This is a genomic window from Vibrio sp. 10N.247.311.47 (assembly GCF_041467535.1).
GTDB lineage: Bacteria > Pseudomonadota > Gammaproteobacteria > Enterobacterales > Vibrionaceae > Vibrio > Vibrio crassostreae_C.
This window is the reverse complement of sequence record NZ_JBFSUR010000051.1, coordinates 1-18,503: the sequence shown is the minus strand read 5'-3', so window position 1 is coordinate 18,503 and position 18,503 is coordinate 1. Positions and strand designations below refer to the sequence as shown.

The following is an 18,503-nucleotide window of genomic DNA, read 5'->3' as shown; positions in this document are numbered from 1 at the left end:
AACATTACGTTAGACGGAATTTACGCTGAGCTTAGTGCTTAAGGTTCTGTCTATGTGTCCGGCCACGGTATTTTCGAGAGTGTTAGAGAAAGTGCAATCGAGAATGTGGTCGGGCAATATTAACGGGTATTGGCAATGTACTTAAGTGAATACCGGCAACCCGTATTTCAATAATCCTTAGTCAAACGTTAGAACATGAATTAAATGACTGTTGTACATATAAGTTGTTTTAGTTATATAAACTTTGTCGTTCCTTATTAATCGACCCTTAGCTAATTGCTCCTTAGTTAATGGTTTTATAACTGTTAGTTATTGATGAGGATATATGGCCATTGATAAAGACATATACCTATTGTCATTTTTAAAATCATTCGTAACGATACTGATTAACCATGATAGTTAATTTTTAATTGTAATAAATTTAAATTAAGTGACCTATTACATGCATGCTGTGAACAATAAACGTTATATAAGATCACTCGAAGAGCTGTATAAAATAATTAATTCATTAATGAATGAATGCAGTGACCAACGTGGTTTGATGTATAACGTGTGTGATTATGAAAACAGTAATCTAATGCCAAGTTTAGGCCGTTCCAATCGTAAGAACATACGCCGTGTCGAACAAGAGTTGCTTTCAACAGTGAGAGTTTACGGTGGTCACTCGCTGAGTTCTAACGACATAAATGACTGGTTATTGATGTGTTTAGCCAAAAAGCAGGGCTTTCCCACCCGTTTACTGGAATGGACCGATAACCTGTTAAATGCGCTTTGGTCGGTGTGTCACAGCCAAAGTAAAGACTGCATAAACATAATTAAAGCTATTGATTATCAGCGGGTTAGTGTTTTTAGCTCGCCGTGTAATATCAACAAAACTCAGATATTTAATGTGGCGGATTGCGATCAGCAAGAGCCGCGCAAGGACAAGTGGTATTCCATTCACCCATTTAAGGAAGGTGGCAATGATGCCATTCAGCCTCTGTACGATGAGAAAGAATATTCAAACGGTCTAGTGTCCGTTCATATTCTTCCATCAGTAAAAGTAAACCTGATAAAGGAGTTAATATCCATGAACGTTTTAAATGAACCGACTGATTATATCGAAGAGAAGCTAACCGATATAAAAAATGAAGCCCATATAGATAACAATCAAGTTATTAATAAAGGTGAGGGGAATATTGAATTACAAGTGAATACCCATAACCGTAAACTTGAGCAGTATGGCCGAAAGTACCATCAAGATTTTGACTTCGACTAAAGTCTAATATTTCTACTGATTTTATTTAGAGCTCATATAGATCTAGTGATTACGAGATAAATAAAATTAGAACACCAATTAATTTATAAAAAGATGAAATCTGTGAGCTTAAAGATTGTTTATAAAGTAACTCGAAGTTAGAGTGATGAATCTTGTTATCAAGTTGTTAAATTTTTACAAATCTAGTTTAAACACTCTAATAAAAAAGTGGCGCAAAGCTACTGAAATTTAAACCAATAACGAAAACATAAAGGATTCTGGAATATGAATATGCAAACCAATGCATCGACATTCGTGCTGGAAAACCAAGTCGACACCGCCTTTTTACAGTCATTCAGTGATGCGTGGAATAACCATGATATTGAAGCGCTGATGTCTTTCATGACAGAAGACAGTGTATTCCACACGGTGGCAGGAGAAGGCTTGCTTGGAAACACTATCGAAGGGTACGAAGCGGTTCGAAATAGCTTTGAATTGGTTTGGCAGAACTTTCCAGATGCAGCTTGGAGCGACCCTGTCCACTTTGTGTGCGGTGACCGCGCGGTGAGTGAATCAACGTTTTCTGCTACGAACCCGGATGGCAGCATCATCGAAGCTCGCATGGTCGACGTGTTTACTCTGAAAGATGGAAAAATCAGCGTAAAAATCTAAGCCCAGACGATAAGCCAATTCTCACTGAGATGTTAAATCGAGCCAAAGAAAATGGTCGTGGCGTTTACACCTATCGATGGTTAAATCCGCTGTCGAGCAAAGTGGAAACTAAGCACACTTACTATCGAATTATCGACAATAAGTTGGTTGGGGTGGGTTATTACACAAATTCAAACAACACGTAAAAGTGTTTCTACTGAGCCCTCAACCCAGTTAAATAAAGGGCTGGGGGCTCGAAATGCCGGTTTGTGTAAAAAAGCAATTTAGTAAAATTCACACTGTGTAATTTTTGTTGTGAAATTGTTTCAAAAATAACAGTAGTATGAAAAACATGGAAACCACACAGTAAAGAACAATTTTGAAAAGGGTCAATTGGGATGTTTGACCTTAATGAAATTTAAAGCCGTACGAGGGATAGACTATGAATATGCTGACACTAGACAAAACAGAACTTCACAGAAACCATTCAACTTTTATTGCTGAAGCTGTCTTTGCCGTCGAAATGGTGAAAGCAGACAAGCAACTCGAAAAGCAGAAAATGGCGAAACAGTTGCTTGATACTCTATTCCCTCTCGAGTCTGGTTCTCACGAAGATGTAGTGAGCTACGAGATTGACTACCGACACGTTCAGGTTTATTTCAAAAACGGTGAACACACAGGTTTGAAACGCGCTAAACACTTTGTGGCTTACACAGGTGATAAATCTAAGCCTTCAGCAATCCTATTCCGTGATGAAAGCGGTACGCACGTTGAAGTGACAATCGGTGCTCGTAAAGGCACTGGCCGCCTGGAGTTGGTTGATATTCAAGATATCCAATTAGAGACGTGCACCACGTTTGGTCAAACTGAGGCGAGCCGTTCTTCTGGCATCCGTCACTGGGTGAGCTTAGTAAAAGGCGATGAAAGTGGCCGCCCGAATGCATCAAGTGAAGACAAAGAGTTCACTGCGAAAAATGGTGAAGACTATAACCTAGGTTTTTGCTTCGCAATCTAACGAACTGTCTTTGAAATGTGCAGTGCTGATCTGTGAGATGCAGCACTGACATTTGAGCACTGATTTCTCTTTTACCTTTGGTAACTTTCCCCGCCCCTATAGCGGGGCTTTTTTATTAGAGCTATAAGTAAATTGGGTGATTATTAAAATTATCTGCAAAAAGTTTGGATGTGATTTTACGGTGCGTCATTTTAATTTAAATTGTTGTATTTGAAGGTTTTTATTTTTTTGTTTTATTCTGTTTTTATTGGGTTAACTATCACTATCAACGGTGGTTTGGGTGACTATTGAGCTAAAACTCAGTCAAAATACTTTGAGCTGTGCTATAATGTGCGCCTTGGGATTGAGCCAGTAAGTCCATTTGTCACTAACTATTGTGATTTTTATTGCCTTTTATTTAGGCGGTTCGGCGAGCCAATCAAGTAGTAATTGGATACGGAGAGCGTCCTTATATTCGTTGATTCGGATATGCGAACATCATAATTTATGAGTTTTAAATCAAAAAAATACAGTATTGATTCTACTGACTATCAAGTTGGTCAAGATAACGTCAGTAAATGGGGCATGGATGTCCATAACACAGTCTTCGTAGCCTCAGTAGGCTTATCTCTTCTCTTCATCATCACTCTTCTTGCTCTTCCTCCTGCAGATGCTAAAGCTGCAATTGATTCTATTAAGGGTGCTGTTCTATCAAAGTTTGACTTCCTGTTTATGTGGGGAGCTAACATCATGCTAGCGTTTGCTGTAGTTCTTGCTTTTTCACCGTTGGGTAAAATCCGTTTAGGTGGTGAAGACGCGACGGCGGACTATTCAATGTCATCTTGGATTGCGATGTTATTCGCAGCAGGTATGGGTATTGGACTTATCTTCTGGGGTGTTGCAGAGCCAACTGCGTTCTTCACTAACTGGTTCGGAACGCCATTAGACGCAGAACCTTTCACAGCCGCTGGTCGTGAACTGGCGCTAGGCGCAACCGTATTCCACTGGGGTTTTCATGCATGGGCTATCTATGGCATGACGGCGCTTTGTCTGGCGTACTTTGTTTATAACAAAGGCTTACCGCTATCAATGCGTTCTGTGTTTTACCCAATTCTGGGTGAGCGTGTGTGGGGCAAAACTGGTGATGTAATCGATGTACTAACCGTACTGGTTACTCTGTTTGGCCTTGCGACTTCATTGGGCTTAGGTGGTACACAAGCAGCAAGTGGTATTAGCCACGTGTTCGGCTTGGAAAACAACATCTTCCTTCAGCAATCTATCATCGTTCTGATCATGGGCTTGGCGATCATCTCTGTACTACGTGGTATGGACGGTGGTGTTAAGTTCCTAAGTAACCTGAACATGGTTATTGCATTCATATTCCTTGGTCTTATCGCTGTATTGAACTTCACAACTGTGCTTGATTCAATGGCAACGGCGGCAACGGGCTATGTGAAAAATATCGTAGCTTTGAGCCAAAGTGCGGGTCGTGAAGACACAACATGGCTGCATGGTTGGACTGTGTTCTACTGGGCATGGTGGGTAGCGTATGCACCTTTCTTCGGTATGTTCGTAGCGCGTATTTCTAAAGGCCGTACGGTTCGTGAATTCCTACTTTGCGTATTGATTATCCCAACATTGGTGACTTCAGCTTGGATGTCTATCTTCGGTGGCGTAGCTATCGAGCAAGTGATTAATCAGGTGGGGCAACTTGGCCTCGACCAAGGCATTACAGATGTATCTCTAAGCTTGTTTTACATGCTAGATGCTTACTCGTTCGGTAGCATTCTGTCTGTTCTCGCAGTCGCGCTGATCATTGTGTTCTTCGTTACAACGTTGGACTCAGGTTCTATCGTTATCGATGGCATGACGGCGGGTGGTAAATTAGAAGTGCCAGTGAAACAGAAAGTCGTTTGGGCGGTTATCTCAGGTGCTATCGCGATGGTGATGCTGTGGATTGGTGGTACTCAATCAATCCAAGCTCTGCAATCTATTACGATTATTGCAGCACTGCCGTTTACGATCATTCTTTTGATTGGTTGTGTGAGCTTGTTGAAAGGCCTACTGACAGAAGTCGGTAAAGGGCAAGAAACGGTTACTCCGGCCACTAAGTAAGTACCTCTAGATAGGAACTTACTCTAATCAGCAGATTCAAAGCTCCCTTGCACCGCGTGCAAGGGAGCTTTTTTATGCCGTAGAAGACATCAGCGAAAGAGAAACAAAAAAGAGCCACAAGTGAGTAGTCATTTGTGGCTCTTTTAGTTCTTGGCTCTTAGTTATTAGTCTAGGTGCCCGGTTCTAGCTATGAGCGGGTTTACGCTTACGCGTTCAATTCGTGCTGAATAACGTAATCCAAAGCACCAACAACAGCAGCAACTTGAGCATCGTTACACTCTTCGTCTGTTACTTTGTCACTGTCTGGGTAAACCTCTGTGGTTGTACCGTACTTACAGTCAGTCACGCCGCCACATAAGCCAAGCTTCTTCATTGGGTAGTTGATCACGCCGTGTTGAGTGACGTCTGAACCAATGATCTTGCCTTCGTCATCCGCAGGCGCAATGTGGGTTACTTTTTCAACTGAAGCGATGACAGCAGCTTGGAATTCAGGTTGTGGGTTTTCAGTATCGCCAACAGTGTAGAAACCGTCTGGGATCATACCTTCGATGTACTCAATGCCATCACGAGCTGCGAGTGCAGGTCGGAATTCAGTTTCATCAGAGTCAGTCGTCTCATGCAGGTCAACGTGAACCAATACTTCTGGCAGAGACGCTACTAGAGCTCGTAGGTTTGCTGATTCTTCTGCTGGCGTACCGTCGTAGAAAGAGCGGTTTGGATCAACAGCATTTGGATTCCAGCGGTTGATCACTTCGTAGCCCCAAGGGCTCACACAAGGTGCGACAACAATGTTGAAGTGCGTCGTGTATTTTTCTGCTTGAGTCGCAGCGAATTTGATCGCGCCATGCACGCCACTGGTTTCGTAACCGTGAACACCACCTGTCACCAGAATCGTCGGCTTTGACTCGTCCCAGTTTTTGCTCTTGATAGCGAAGAGTGGGAAGCGAGCTTCGTCGTAGCTCAGTGCGCCGTATTGTTCGATGTCAAAGCGGTCTGCAAGTGCTTTAATCTTTGGTACAACTTCTTGCTGGTATTCACGCTTAACCGTTCGTTGAGCTAACCATGCTTCACGTTCTGCTTGTTGCCATTTTTGCCCTGGCTTACCAATCGGGTAGGTAGATTCACTTTTCATCAATACTTTTTCTTTTATGTTCGTGAAAGATTAAGACAGATTATTCCCGTCTAACAGAGACAGCAATAGAAAACACAACTTGTGACTTTATTTTTTACAGACTCATAGCTTTGATGAGTGAATTGATGGTGTTACATTTTATTGATGGTTCAATTCTTTATAAAGAGACAACAAAATGGCTGGAGCAAGTTTACTAACACTGTTAGATGACATTGCAACCGTGTTGGATGATGTCGCATTGATGTCTAAGGTAGCCGCTAAAAAAACCGCAGGCGTATTAGGTGACGATTTAGCCCTTAACGCCCAGCAGGTATCCGGTGTTTCTGCTGAAAGAGAAATCCCAGTGGTATGGGCGGTCGCAAAAGGCTCATTTAAAAACAAGCTGATTTTGGTTCCGGCAGCACTATTGATCAGTGCATTCATTCCTTGGTTGATCATGCCACTACTGGTGATTGGTGGTCTGTTTCTTTGTTTTGAAGGGGCAGAGAAAATCTTAGAAAAGCTTTTTCCTCATGCTCATCAACACGAAGAGAAAGATGAGGAAAGCAGCTCGGGTGAATCTGTTGAAGAGTATGAGAAGCGAAAGGTCTCAGGCGCAATTCGTACCGACTTCATCTTATCTGCGGAAATCATTGTGATAGCTCTGGGTACCGTAACGGGTACAAGTATCGTGACTCAGATTCTTGTGGTGAGTTTGATAGCGGTTGTGATGACGATTGGTGTTTATGGCTTAGTGGCAGGGATCGTTAAGCTGGATGATTTAGGTTTCTATCTCCAACGCACATCAAATGGGAGTGCCATTAAAACCCGATTGGGTAATGGGTTAGTCGCATTTGCACCAAAGCTAATGAAGATGCTTGCGGTTGTCGGCACGGCTGCGATGTTCTTGGTTGGCGGCGGTATTGTGGTACACAACGTTCCAGCAATTCATCACTTAATTGAACCGATTATTATGGACTTCAGTGGACATACGATTGCGACTGCGGTGGTACCAACGCTATTAAATGGTGTGATTGGGGTTTTATCTGGATTGATTGTCGTTGCTATTTGGACTGCTATCGGAAAAATTCGCGGTAAGTAATCGTTAAATTACTGCTGGGAATAAGACAGTCTTTTATCGAAACAAAAAAGGGTCACCATAATTACTATGGTGACCCTTTTCGCTAAATGGAGGGTGTTTATTTAACAGCCCAAGTGCTTATTTTACAGACCAAGCAATCGCCTCGCCGCCACGGATTGGCACAACGATGTCTGAACCGAAAGGCATCGTTTCAGCAACATTCCACTCTTCTTTAACGAGCGTAATTGTATCTGAGTTACGTGGCATGCCGTAGAAGTCTGGGCCATTGTGGCTCGCGAATGCTTCTAGGTTCTCAATCTTGCCTTCTAAATCGAATACTTCAGCGTACAGTTCAACCGCAGCGTGCGCTGTGTAAGAACCTGCACAACCACACGCTGACTCTTTTGCACCTTTAGCGTGTGGTGCAGAGTCTGTACCCAAGAAGAACTTCTTGCTACCGCTTGTTGCTGCTTCAATAAGTGCTAACTGGTGTGTGTTGCGCTTAAGGATAGGTAGGCAGTAGAAATGTGGCTTAATGCCGCCAACCAACATGTGGTTGCGGTTATAAAGCAAGTGGTGAGCAGTAATGGTTGCCGCTACGTTCTCGTTAGCGTTCTTAACGAAAGTCGCAGCATCTGCCGTCGTGATGTGCTCTAGAACGATCTTCAGGTTAGGGAAGTCGTTAACAATCGGTGCTAGAACTGTGTCCAGGAACTGCTTCTCACGGTCAAAGATATCAACATCGTGAGCCGTTACTTCACCGTGTACCAGCAGCAACATACCCACTTCTTGCATTGCTTCGAGTACGTGGTAAATCTTTTGAGCTGAAGTTACACCTGAATCAGAGTTAGTCGTCGCGCCAGCAGGGTATAGCTTCGCTGCTACAACAGCGCCAGATTCTTTCGCTTTACGAATTTCATCAGGTGTTGTGTTGTCTGTCAGGTAAAGTGCCATTAGAGGCTGGAATTGCTCGCTTGGCTGCTGTGCCATGATGCGTTCACGGTAAGCAAGAGCCATTTCGGTATCGGTTACCGGTGGGATGGTATTTGGCATGATTAACGCTCGACCATTGTAACGGCTGATATCGCGAACTGTATCTTTTAATACTTCGCCATCGCGTAGATGAACGTGCCAGTCGTCAGGACGAGTAATCGTAAGTTGTGTCATTGAAGGCTCCCACCATTTGAAGTGTTATGTAGTTGGAGCCTAAACTCAGCGAAATCTGTGAAAGCAATCGCTTACGTTTAGGCGACAGGATGATAGTGGAAAAGTACTTTCATTTCATCCTATTTTTAACTCTTCATGGCTAGGAGCTTGTTTTTATGGATATTTTATTCGGTATCTATTTGTTAATAAGGGTTAGCGGGTGGCTACCCACAGACCATGGATCATTCCTGGAACCCAGAAGAAGAAAGTAAGAATGATATTAATCACCAAATCTTTCCCGGCGCCGCGAGCGAAGAACACGCCAACAGGCGGAAGCAGTACACATAAGATGATAATGACGAGTTTGTTCATGATAAATCCTTTTTATTCAATGAAAGTTCAATGCGGTAAACGTGTTCATATTATAGAACGTCTCGAGAGTGTTACTGCATTGCTGCCTTAATGTATCAAGATAGAAAGCTAAACATCTCAAGATACTAGCCTAGTATCAAGTGTTTAATGCCTGCCAGTTTATCTATTTATAACCAAATGCTTATAATCAGTATTCCCATCAAGATATACATTTAATCATTTGAAGTTTGGCCGTGATTTTATGACTAGGCATTTCCAAGAGTCAATTTTGCATATTTGCTAAACATATCCAGTTACAAAAAGATAACATCGCAATCTAATGTAGCATTCGTATGCTACAAGGTTAAATTTTAAAAAGGTCAAACGATATGTTAGATGTGTTGCCAAAGAAGGCTAATTTGTTACAGGTAGCTTTAATCTTGGCTGTTTCAGGTTGTAATGGTGATTCAGGAGTTGGTTCTACTTCGAGCCCAGATAGGCCAGCTCAATCGAACGTACTTTACTCCGTTCAAGATACCATGCAGCACACTAAACCTCGTGAAACTTTTTATGTTGATCTCTCCAACAATATGGAAAGTTCTGATGGGACACCTGTTGCTCTGCTGAATGTTGAATCCCTTAATTCTGACTATCATTGCGATGTGGTTTCTAACGACCAAAATGGTTTTTATATTAAAGCAACGCAAGTAAACCTATGTGACTACCGATTTCGTGTTGGATCCTCTGTGTCAAGAATGTCAACAGCGATATCTTATGATGGCTATAGTGAGGCTACAGCTCGAATCGCTATAGCTGAAAACAGTGAACAATTAATACCCATATCATCTGCAACTTCAACTGGAACACCCATTTCGGTGAACGTGAAGGACGAGTTAGCAAATTTGGGGTACGAGGTCGACACGAGTCGCTATACACTTAGTATGACGCTAACTTTGCCTAATAGCGATTCAACGCTTTCATCAGCAGTATCTGATCCCGCGAATAACGTTATAGAGTATACTCCAGGTGCTGGACTTGAATCCGGAGTTGAGAGGGTTTTATATAGCTATAGTGATGGAGTAAATGTTCTTAGTGGTAGCCTGGATATTGCAGTTTCAACAACAGTAAATGGTGCTCCAATAGCTAACTCTACATATATACAGACATTTACCGATCCTGATACCTTAAAAATAGTGTCAGAAGTTCCATACGGGAAAACGGTCACAATTGACGTTTTGAGTCTCATTTCTGATCCTAATGGTGATTCATTACAATTAATTAATGTCTATGCTTACGATGCTGATGTTGCCATTATAGAAGATGCTAACTTAGATGGTAATCTGTTCAATGACACTATTTTCACGTTTACTACTTCTAATTCTGGCTATCACAATATCACTTACGTTGTCTCTGATAACAAAGGAGGCTATGCCACCGGGATAATAAAGTTAAAATCCGAAGACTTATACCCGATAATTGATTTTAATGAAGGCAATGTATATCAATCTGTTACTCCACCTTTAACTATGGAGCAGGCAGAAACTGCGAGTATTGAATTCGAAATAATAGGAACAGGAGATGGCACCAATGCCGTCGATAATGTAACAACCGTAGCGCATTCGAAAGGTGTTGCTGAAGCAATTTGTACTGCAAGAGGTGCTTTTTTACCGAATCAAGTAGATTTGCAAGAACTTTATGCTTGGAAGCCTGATGGTCAAATATTTACAGACTATAGATATCCAAATGACAAACCGTATTGGACTAGTGACCAGGTTGATGAAACTACCACAACACTAGTCAATCTATTTGATGGTTCAGTCACTGCTAGTAATAATGAAGAGGTAAATTATGTTCTTTGTACTAATACTTATTATATCCCAGAAATCACCCCAGTATCTATCAGTTTAAATGGTGTGACTTCGATTCAACGTGACTTAGAGCTAGATAAACATGAATTATATCAGGCGACTATAACTAACTCAATTGGCCAAATGGAACAAGTTCCAGCCGAATATGTCAATTGGACAGTAACTGAGTTGAACGTTAGTACCTTTGATGAACATACAGGTATCTTGACAGCGTATTCTACCGCAAATACTGAACCTCAATTTAATGTTAATATTGAAGCTTGCTATGACTCATTTTGTGATAACTTGAACGTTACTTTACTCGCACCTTTGGGTATAACTTCATATGAAGGAAGTGAATTTCTTCCGTTGTTAACGAGAGAACAAGTACTCCGCTATAGTGATAATAATACTTCGATTTTTGCTCCGAATGATACTGCCGATTATACGTATTCGTTACTCAACAGTTATGGGTATAACGCAGATGACGCGAACTTTATAGAGTCTGGATATGATAGCAGCCAGACTCAATATTACTGCTCATCAATAAACTTCGATGGTGGTGGGTGGAAAGAATTTGACTCGTCAACTATTGCACTTCGGTTTGCTAGCGCTTGGAATGCAGACCCTGCATATAAAGCCATACCTGCAGGTCGTATATATTCACATTCCGGTTACCTAGATGAGTTTTGGTTCCGAGGAAATGGTTTGCTCTATAAGTTTTACATTAATAATTACGTGGAACCAACCAGTGAAAACGGTGGTATCACGTATTATAGAGGTCCTGAAGATACTCCTGAGGCCGACTTTAATTACTTTGGTAGCCAAGTACACGTTTTTTTATCATGCTATAGATGATAGTCATGAGTCTGTCTCCCTTTAAAGTAGGTTGAAAATCTTTAGTAAGCCAGTAGCGATGTTACTGGCATTTTTAATGCGAATTATTTACGTGTTATTGTCATGTTGATATTTATTAATTAATAACCGCAAGGTGAATTCTCCGTCTCACTCTATTTCCCCAACTAAAGACATCACTTGTAAATTAAACGCTAGATTATAATAACTTAGGTTACGATTTAGGTAGTTTAACTTGTGATGGTCATAATTAATATTATATAAAGCAATATAATAAAATAGTTATGATGCTCATTTTTATAACTCAGATAGTCACCAGCGTTACCCCTTCTCATATCCAATTGAAACACCTTTCTCAAAGTTTGATAATGGTTATTATGATATCCAATTTAGTGTAACTGAAAGTATTTATTGTACAGATCTTATTCCCTAGATAAATGAACTAGTCGGCGATATATCGACTAGGCATATTTAACTATAAATAATTCCAACGTGCTAACCTAAAACGTAGTTATTTTAATATTATATACCCGTTGTTTAGCAAGAGGCTAACGCAATGCTTATATTATATTAAAGGAAATAAAATGAAAAAATTAACACTCATTACATTATTGTCTGCAATTGCTGTTGTTCCGGCTTTTGCTGCACCTGGCGATACCTCTATTGGTTCTGCAGTATTCAGCGGCTTTGTTCCTGGTTTTGTATCCAACGGTGACATCATTGTTACTGGTGCGGGCGGTAGTGAAGACTCTGCTTCTTTTGTTGGTACGTTACAGGTGAACGCTGACGGTACGTTCACAACGACTAAACCAGTTGTTTTGGAAGCGCATGACTACACGGGGGCTGTGCTTGGGGCTTTAACTCCAGCTAACTGGACGGTATCACAAGTAAATGTGCTTCCAGCTTCAATGGGTGAAGTACAGCCTAACATTGTCGTTGGCGATAACCTTTCAGCGACGGAACTTACTGCAGCTGACTACTTAGCTTCAACTCAACTTTCAGCAGGCGATACGATTCAACTGTATGTTGCTAACGATACAGCACACTCAACTCCAGATGATATTGCTGGTTCAGAAGTTATCGTTAACGTTGATATGATTGCAACTTTGCCATAAGAAAAAATCTCATTATTTGATAGGCACTTAATTAATTAAGTGCCTTGTTTTTCGAGGCTGATGAAAATGAATATCTATATAAATTATTTCTTTCTATTATTGCTTGTTATTTTTAGTTTCAATAGCTTTGGCTATGAAAGCTATTCATTTCCAGTAAATACACAAATAAATAGAGCGAATTTGTATGACTATTCTATAAGTGTAGATTTATCTGATGAGTTTATTGCACTGAAGTATGATAGTGAGAACGAAACCTTTCTAAATGGGCGTTTTTATTCTTATATTAGAACTAATATACCAACAAGCACTGGGGATTCGTTTGAATACAGTTATAACATATCAGAGTTCACTTCTAAATGTGTTCTCAACGATAGCGGTGAGACTATGTATGATGATTTTGTCGATCTCTATATCGATAGAAAACATTACTCTGATATTTTAGATATACCAAACTTTGAATTTAATAATATTAAAAATACTGAATATGAAAACTCTACCAATGAATTTGAATTAGTGACAAATAAAAATATACCGAGTGATGAGCCATTAGATTGCAATGGTCGTATTACGTTCAATGTGGAGCTTCAACTATAATGTTTATTAGACTTTGGTTTGGTTTAAACTTAATTATCATATTTTTCTTGGCCATAATATATAGTTCAAAATCCGTCGCAAATATTCCAGATGGATTTGAAGATATGTTTGAAGAGAAGTTGATAAGAATGCCACTAATTCTCTCGGCTGATAACAACAAATTATTCTATTCGGAAGCTTTCATCTCGGGTGATGAAGTAAGAATTCCCACTTCACAAAAACAACTTGTAGCACAAGCATTGGCGAATGAACTTGGTATTGAGAAAGATGTTAGCGATGCGATGGCAACAACACTGGTAAATGGGGTTGAATCGAGCCTAGATTGTAAAGGTTATCGAAGTGAATGTGGTCTACTACCTGATTTATATGATTTTGTTTATGTGCCAGATAGCCAATCATTGATTATTCATGTTAACTCACAATTCTTAACTGAGATAATAGAAGAGTCAGAAATAAAATTTGTAAAAGAAGAGATCGATCAAAACGCGATCATTATGTCACATGGTTTGAATCTATCTGGTTCTTATAGCGACAACACTGATTATACATCGTCTTATTCTTATCAACATGAAAATTATGCAGGTTTTGGCAAGTATGGCTATTTGCATAATGATCTAAACTTTAGTGATGTCAATGGTTTCAGTTCGGATGACTCATCGTATAACTATGTTGGTGGTAATACTCGTTTCTCTGTCGGGTATAAATACCAAGAACGCTCTTGGAATAGTACTCAGTTTTTAGAAAATGGCAGCAAAACTTCTGGTTACATGTTGTCGATTGGATCGACGAGAGAGCTAGTAAAAAAATCATCTCCTAATTCTAGACGAGTATATTTGAACATTTCAAGAGCTGGTCGACTAGAAATTAATGATGATAGAGGCCGTGTTCTATTAAGTCGTAATGTGGATGCAGGGCAAGAATACTTTGACTATAACGAGCTACCATCTGGTACTTATACTGCGACAATTCGAATATTTGATGGCAGTGAAGAGTTTTACACAGAAGATAGGTTGATAGTCAATACAAGCTCTTCGTCGATTAAAACCGGCGAACTAGATTATCATATTACAGCCGGTTATTTATCAAGAGACCTGACGAATACGGGACTAGAGGACGATTTTGACCAGAAATCCATCAACTTTGCTTATGATAATTATGAAAGTCCAATGTTCACCAATGGGAAATTGAGCTATCAAGTTACGGATTTTTTTGCACTGGGTGCAGGTTCGTTTATTACAGGGGAAGATAATTATAATTATGTTGGTGGTCACTTATCTTTAGGGGAAGTGTCCAGAATATCGGCAGTAACAGGATTATTTGACGATGGATCTAGTTTTTATAATTTTGATGTGGGGATTTATAACTTAAGTGTATCTTACACAAAATTTGATAGTGAAAATGATAATAGTATTGGAGATATTAGTTTGTCTCAACTTTTATTCAGTAACTCGAACTATACATCATTATCAGTAAATTACAACAAGTACTTAACGAGAAATATATCATCATATATATCGGGTATATTAACAAAAAACCAATATAAAGATTTTAGTAATGGTTATAATAATGAATCAGAAAGTTGGTCTGCAAGAAGTGGCGTGCAGATATCATCATTACCACTTGACTCAAAGGTGAACTTAGAGTTATCAGCAAGTGAATCTAGCGATATAAATTATGGTGTTATGGCCTCAATAATTATTCCAATAGGCCAGGAAAACACATACACACATAGTACACAAGCACAAATAGATGATAGTGGTGATGTTGCGCTATCGCATAGAGATACAGTCTCAAGTAGTCTAATTAACAGAAACAATCTAAATGTATCAAGCTCTGCGGGACTTTATTATCAAGATTCTACTGAAGACCAAAGCAGTGCCGATTTATCATTGTCTGCAAATTATAAGAATAAACATATTGACTCAAACTCTTATGCCTATATCAATTCAAGTAGTAATACAAGTGTTTCTGCATATATTGGTACAAGTAATATCGTAACTTCTCAAGGAATAGAGTTTACGAGTGAAAAGTCATCTTCTTATTTTATTTCGAATAATGATACAGGGGAACTGTCTTCGGATGGAAAATTCTTGGCGGTAGTTAACTCCGAGCAGAATGGAAAACAAAGCAATGCTTATGTTAGTGGAGATGCTTTGACGGTATATCCATTAAAAGAGTTCTATGAATATAAATTCAAGCTTGATACGGAAGCCTCTGATTTTTACAACAATGGTGAGTCTTATACGTCGGCTACTAGTTATCCAGGAACTGTTATCCGTTTGGATACGTCGTTGTCTGAGTTGAAATCATTTATATCGACGTTTAGTGATATAAATGGAAATCCGATAGACGGAGTTGAATGTATCGGTGGAGGTTGTGTTTCTACTGACAAGCTTGTTGAAGGTGTGTATCAATTTAAGGTGAAAGATAAACAACCTTACAAAATTATATCTAAGGAAAACCAATGTGTAATACCGGAGTTATCATCGGTTAATAATTTGAATTTAGGTAATAACTTCTGTATGCCATCATTCGAAGAAAATAGTGAAGGTTATCAGATAGCCCTAGTTGATGGTGTTTATTATTACTACTTAGGGCAATACAAGGATAGTAATATTGTATTGAACTATCAGAACAAACTGAACAACTCAGGTGTTGAAATTATAAACAAAAAGCTTGGCGGTTATTTGTATATATTCGCTAAGTCTCCTGAGCAACTAACTACGGCAAACAAACTGTATGTTGATGAACTCATTAATTATGCAGTTCATATGGAGATGACGCCATATGCTTATAACTAACATAGAGAAAATTATGCAACGTGTAATATTTACTTCGATACTATTAATGACGACCTCTTTTAGCCATGCATTTAGCATAGATAAAATGCTTCTTATAGCTGGAGAAGATGGTAATGGAGTTTTTACTCTGACTAGTTCGAAAACTGAACCTGAATATATAAAAGGTAACGTTAGCCAAGTAAAGGTTGAAAACGGAGAGTTAGAAAAGGTAGAGCTAACAAAAGATAATTTACCTTTATGGGATCTTGCGCTATTACCCAATAAACTGATATTAAATCCGGGGGAAAGACGTCGTGTATCAGTAAAGAATTTATGTCAGGTTAATTGTGATGATTTAGAGAAGGACAAAGTTTATCAAGTGACTTTCATGCCTAGCGTTATCGATGGAGATAAAAAAGAAAGTATAATTGGTATTAATTATGGTTATGCTCCTTATTATATTGTACCTGCAAAAAATACTAATGTTGACTACAAAGTTAAATATAACGGTTCAGAAGTTTATGTGGAAAATAATGGTAACACATTTTTCTACATACAGTTTGATAACTGTAAACCGAATTCTGTTAGTAACAAATGTAAACAAACTAATACAATACTATCTGGTCGAAAGAAAACCATAAAATTAGCAGAAGGCCTGCAAAATGTCGATTCGTTATCCGTTAAGGTAGCCAACCATGATTACAGTTATAACAAAAGTATCACTATTAAAAAGAAATAGCCTAATTAGTATAGCGCTATTATTCACGGCTTTAGATAGTAGCCATGCTGCAGATGTATACGGAACGATTACAGCAAACAACTCTGTGGTTTGGAACAATGCGGCGCCAAATAGTTATTTCGGTAGTGAAGCTATATCTCCATCTGCATGGACGATAGCGCAAGAGCAACCAACGGCAGAGTGGTATCCCGCAACGATGGATAACCAACCCGTTAATAACGTTAGCTTTGTTAATCATTCTACAGGCGAAAGTTTTAACACCAGCCTGGAGTTGTTAGGCGTTGAGTACAATTTGGGTAGCTCGGCTAGTTATTTCACATCAAAAGACTACGGGTCAAATGTGGGAATGGGAGTTGCCAATGAGTGTGCAGCTACAAATATAAGTGGTTCGAGTGCGAAAGTGGGCCAAGAGTCGACTTTGTGTGTGTCGCGAATGGGTTACACAGCAACAAGCCGAATAGAGCCTTTTAAGTTTTATCGACCTGCTTTCGCTTTGCCTAATATCAGTAATGATGTGTTCGCAGCCCCTGTTGGATCTGGAACTTTTACGGCATCAATTAACCTTTCACCCACTTACTTTTTTACAAGTCAAACCGGTACGATGACTTATACCAGAGTGCCGGAGACGTTAATTATCACGATTGATTATCAAGCTGCGATCCTTGAATCATTAACGGTACTTGGAGACGGGAATATTGAACCCCAGTATGATACTGCAACAAAAAGGATCTCTGGTACAACGAGGTATGATGTTAGCTTGTTAGGGACTTTACCTACAGGCGTTATTATGACATTTAGCCCTACGTCAGGTGACTATGAGCTTACAAATATTGATAACTCGCTAGATAAGATACCCTACACAATCACGTGTGCCATTGGCTGCGAAAGCCCTGACAAGGTGATTGTCCAAGACGGAGTACTTAATACCGCATCTTTTCCTGATTCAGAAGTGATTACAGTGAATGGAGAAGGTAGTAACAAAGTTGATGTAGCATACGATGTTAGTTTTGATGTCGATGGAAATGCACTCAGTTCAGGTAATTACCAAGGGTCGTTTAATGTTGTTTATGAGGTGAACCTGTGAACCGACTAATTAATAATATTTTTTTTATGTTTCTAGTACTAACCAGCGGTGCAGCGGTTGCTGAGAAGCCAACTGCTCATATTTTGGGGGTAGGGGCAAACTATGGCTATAATTTTGATGGAGATATGTTTGAGAATTCTCAATCTATTTATTTTCTCTACCAATATAACCGACTTCAATTGAATCTAGGTATCAAACATTATAAATTATTAGATGATTCTGAGTACATACCTGATTTAGGTTTGCTTTATAGTATACATGATGGAGAAGAAATTGATTTAAAGGTTGGAGTCGGATTTGAAGATAAATATCCAACAATAGAGTACCTTGCTGAGTATGCTTTGAATGAATATTTCGGTGCGAGTATCGCACTTAATCAAACGTTGAATGATGATTTTGGGCAAAATCAACGAGAAGCCGTGGTTGGATTATCTTATTATTTCAATGACAGCAAGCGTAAGATTGAGTCTGACCAAGTTGAACCTCGCCCTTCGTCACTTGAAATTACGAAAGCTCCGGATTGCACATCTGACCCAACTGATACGGACTGTGACTTCGATACTATGTCTAACAGTATATCCGAAGTTGCTGTTAAGCCGACATTACCTTATGTCGTACAAGAAGGTGATTGGTTATATGAACTACGTAGAAAGTTCGGCTTCGATTTAGAAGAGATCATTGAGAGTAATGATATTGAAAATCCTGATTTGATCATTCCTGGCCAAGTATTAGAATAAGCTCTTACCGGGGCTTTGTTGCGTAATTCAATGGAACTAAATCAAGAACCTACGATCTGATCAGCT

General features: G+C 39.5%; 15 protein-coding genes and 1 pseudogene. 13 read left to right on the top strand and 3 right to left on the bottom strand.

What is annotated here, in order from left to right; translation table 11 throughout:
• The first annotated feature begins 442 nt into the window (after positions 1 to 442).
• From AB6E51_RS22680 to AB6E51_RS22660, 5 genes and pseudogenes are all read left to right on the top strand, one after another.
• Positions 443 to 1,258 (top strand): FRG domain-containing protein, encoded by an 816-nt coding sequence (locus AB6E51_RS22680; RefSeq protein WP_372058746.1) that lies wholly within the window; start codon positions 443 to 445, stop codon positions 1,256 to 1,258.
• A gap of 264 nt (positions 1,259 to 1,522) precedes the next feature.
• Entirely contained in the window at positions 1,523 to 1,909 is a 387-nt protein-coding gene (locus tag AB6E51_RS22675; RefSeq protein WP_372058748.1) for a nuclear transport factor 2 family protein, read from the top strand.
• Positions 1,903 to 2,094 (top strand): annotated as a pseudogene (locus AB6E51_RS22670) (cache domain-containing protein); the annotation flags it as partial. The gene AB6E51_RS22675 and the pseudogene AB6E51_RS22670, both read left to right, overlap by 7 nt.
• 236 nt (positions 2,095 to 2,330) lie before the next feature.
• Positions 2,331 to 2,903, top strand: coding sequence for a malate synthase (locus AB6E51_RS22665; RefSeq protein WP_017059967.1), 573 nt, complete (start codon positions 2,331 to 2,333; stop codon positions 2,901 to 2,903).
• Positions 2,904 to 3,389: 486 nt separating this feature from the next.
• Positions 3,390 to 4,997 carry a BCCT family transporter gene (locus tag AB6E51_RS22660; RefSeq protein ID WP_171732749.1) on the top strand — a complete coding sequence of 536 codons (1,608 nt, stop codon included), beginning with the start codon at positions 3,390 to 3,392 and terminating at the stop codon, positions 4,995 to 4,997.
• Between the two features lie 205 nt (positions 4,998 to 5,202).
• Here AB6E51_RS22660 and AB6E51_RS22655 read toward each other — a convergent pair whose 3' ends face one another.
• The gene (locus tag AB6E51_RS22655; RefSeq protein ID WP_102332693.1) at positions 5,203 to 6,129 is read right to left on the bottom strand and encodes a M14 family metallocarboxypeptidase; all 927 of its coding nucleotides are present in this window, start codon (positions 6,127 to 6,129) and stop codon (positions 5,203 to 5,205) included.
• A 175-nt stretch (positions 6,130 to 6,304) separates the two neighbouring features.
• Here AB6E51_RS22655 and AB6E51_RS22650 point away from each other — a divergent pair, with 175 nt between their 5' ends.
• Positions 6,305 to 7,210 (top strand): DUF808 domain-containing protein, encoded by a 906-nt coding sequence (locus AB6E51_RS22650; protein ID WP_017059964.1) that lies wholly within the window; start codon positions 6,305 to 6,307, stop codon positions 7,208 to 7,210.
• Positions 7,211 to 7,327: 117 nt separating this feature from the next.
• Here AB6E51_RS22650 and pyrC read toward each other — a convergent pair whose 3' ends face one another.
• Together pyrC and AB6E51_RS22640 are read right to left on the bottom strand one after the other, a co-directional pair.
• Positions 7,328 to 8,356 (bottom strand): dihydroorotase, encoded by a 1,029-nt coding sequence (gene pyrC / locus AB6E51_RS22645; protein ID WP_065584797.1) that lies wholly within the window; start codon positions 8,354 to 8,356, stop codon positions 7,328 to 7,330.
• A 192-nt stretch (positions 8,357 to 8,548) separates the two neighbouring features.
• Positions 8,549 to 8,707 carry a YqaE/Pmp3 family membrane protein gene (locus AB6E51_RS22640; RefSeq protein ID WP_017059962.1) on the bottom strand — a complete coding sequence of 53 codons (159 nt, stop codon included), beginning with the start codon at positions 8,705 to 8,707 and terminating at the stop codon, positions 8,549 to 8,551.
• A gap of 368 nt (positions 8,708 to 9,075) precedes the next feature.
• On the opposite strand from AB6E51_RS22640, the gene AB6E51_RS22635 reads away from it, so the two are divergent.
• The 7 genes from AB6E51_RS22635 (at position 9,076) to AB6E51_RS22605 (ending at position 18,437) form a co-directional block, all read left to right on the top strand.
• The gene (locus AB6E51_RS22635) at positions 9,076 to 11,391 is read left to right on the top strand and encodes an adhesion domain-containing protein (protein ID WP_372058749.1); all 2,316 of its coding nucleotides are present in this window, start codon (positions 9,076 to 9,078) and stop codon (positions 11,389 to 11,391) included.
• A 581-nt stretch (positions 11,392 to 11,972) separates the two neighbouring features.
• Positions 11,973 to 12,503 (top strand): hypothetical protein, encoded by a 531-nt coding sequence (locus AB6E51_RS22630; RefSeq protein WP_065584795.1) that lies wholly within the window; start codon positions 11,973 to 11,975, stop codon positions 12,501 to 12,503.
• 66 nt (positions 12,504 to 12,569) lie between these two features.
• Positions 12,570 to 13,097, top strand: coding sequence for a hypothetical protein (locus AB6E51_RS22625; protein WP_240492705.1), 528 nt, complete (start codon positions 12,570 to 12,572; stop codon positions 13,095 to 13,097).
• The gene (locus AB6E51_RS22620; protein ID WP_372058751.1) at positions 13,097 to 15,898 is read left to right on the top strand and encodes a CS1-pili formation C-terminal domain-containing protein; all 2,802 of its coding nucleotides are present in this window, start codon (positions 13,097 to 13,099) and stop codon (positions 15,896 to 15,898) included. The genes AB6E51_RS22625 and AB6E51_RS22620 overlap by 1 nt, the downstream gene beginning before the upstream one ends.
• 13 nt (positions 15,899 to 15,911) lie before the next feature.
• Complete coding sequence (locus AB6E51_RS22615; protein WP_372058752.1) at positions 15,912 to 16,616, top strand: hypothetical protein; 705 nt, start codon at positions 15,912 to 15,914, stop codon at positions 16,614 to 16,616.
• The gene (locus AB6E51_RS22610) at positions 16,573 to 17,700 is read left to right on the top strand and encodes a hypothetical protein (RefSeq protein WP_372058753.1); all 1,128 of its coding nucleotides are present in this window, start codon (positions 16,573 to 16,575) and stop codon (positions 17,698 to 17,700) included. The genes AB6E51_RS22615 and AB6E51_RS22610 overlap by 44 nt, the downstream gene beginning before the upstream one ends.
• Positions 17,697 to 18,437 (top strand): LysM peptidoglycan-binding domain-containing protein, encoded by a 741-nt coding sequence (locus AB6E51_RS22605; RefSeq protein ID WP_065584792.1) that lies wholly within the window; start codon positions 17,697 to 17,699, stop codon positions 18,435 to 18,437. Before AB6E51_RS22610 ends, AB6E51_RS22605 begins: the two co-directional genes overlap by 4 nt.
• The last annotated feature ends 66 nt before the right edge of the window (positions 18,438 to 18,503 follow it).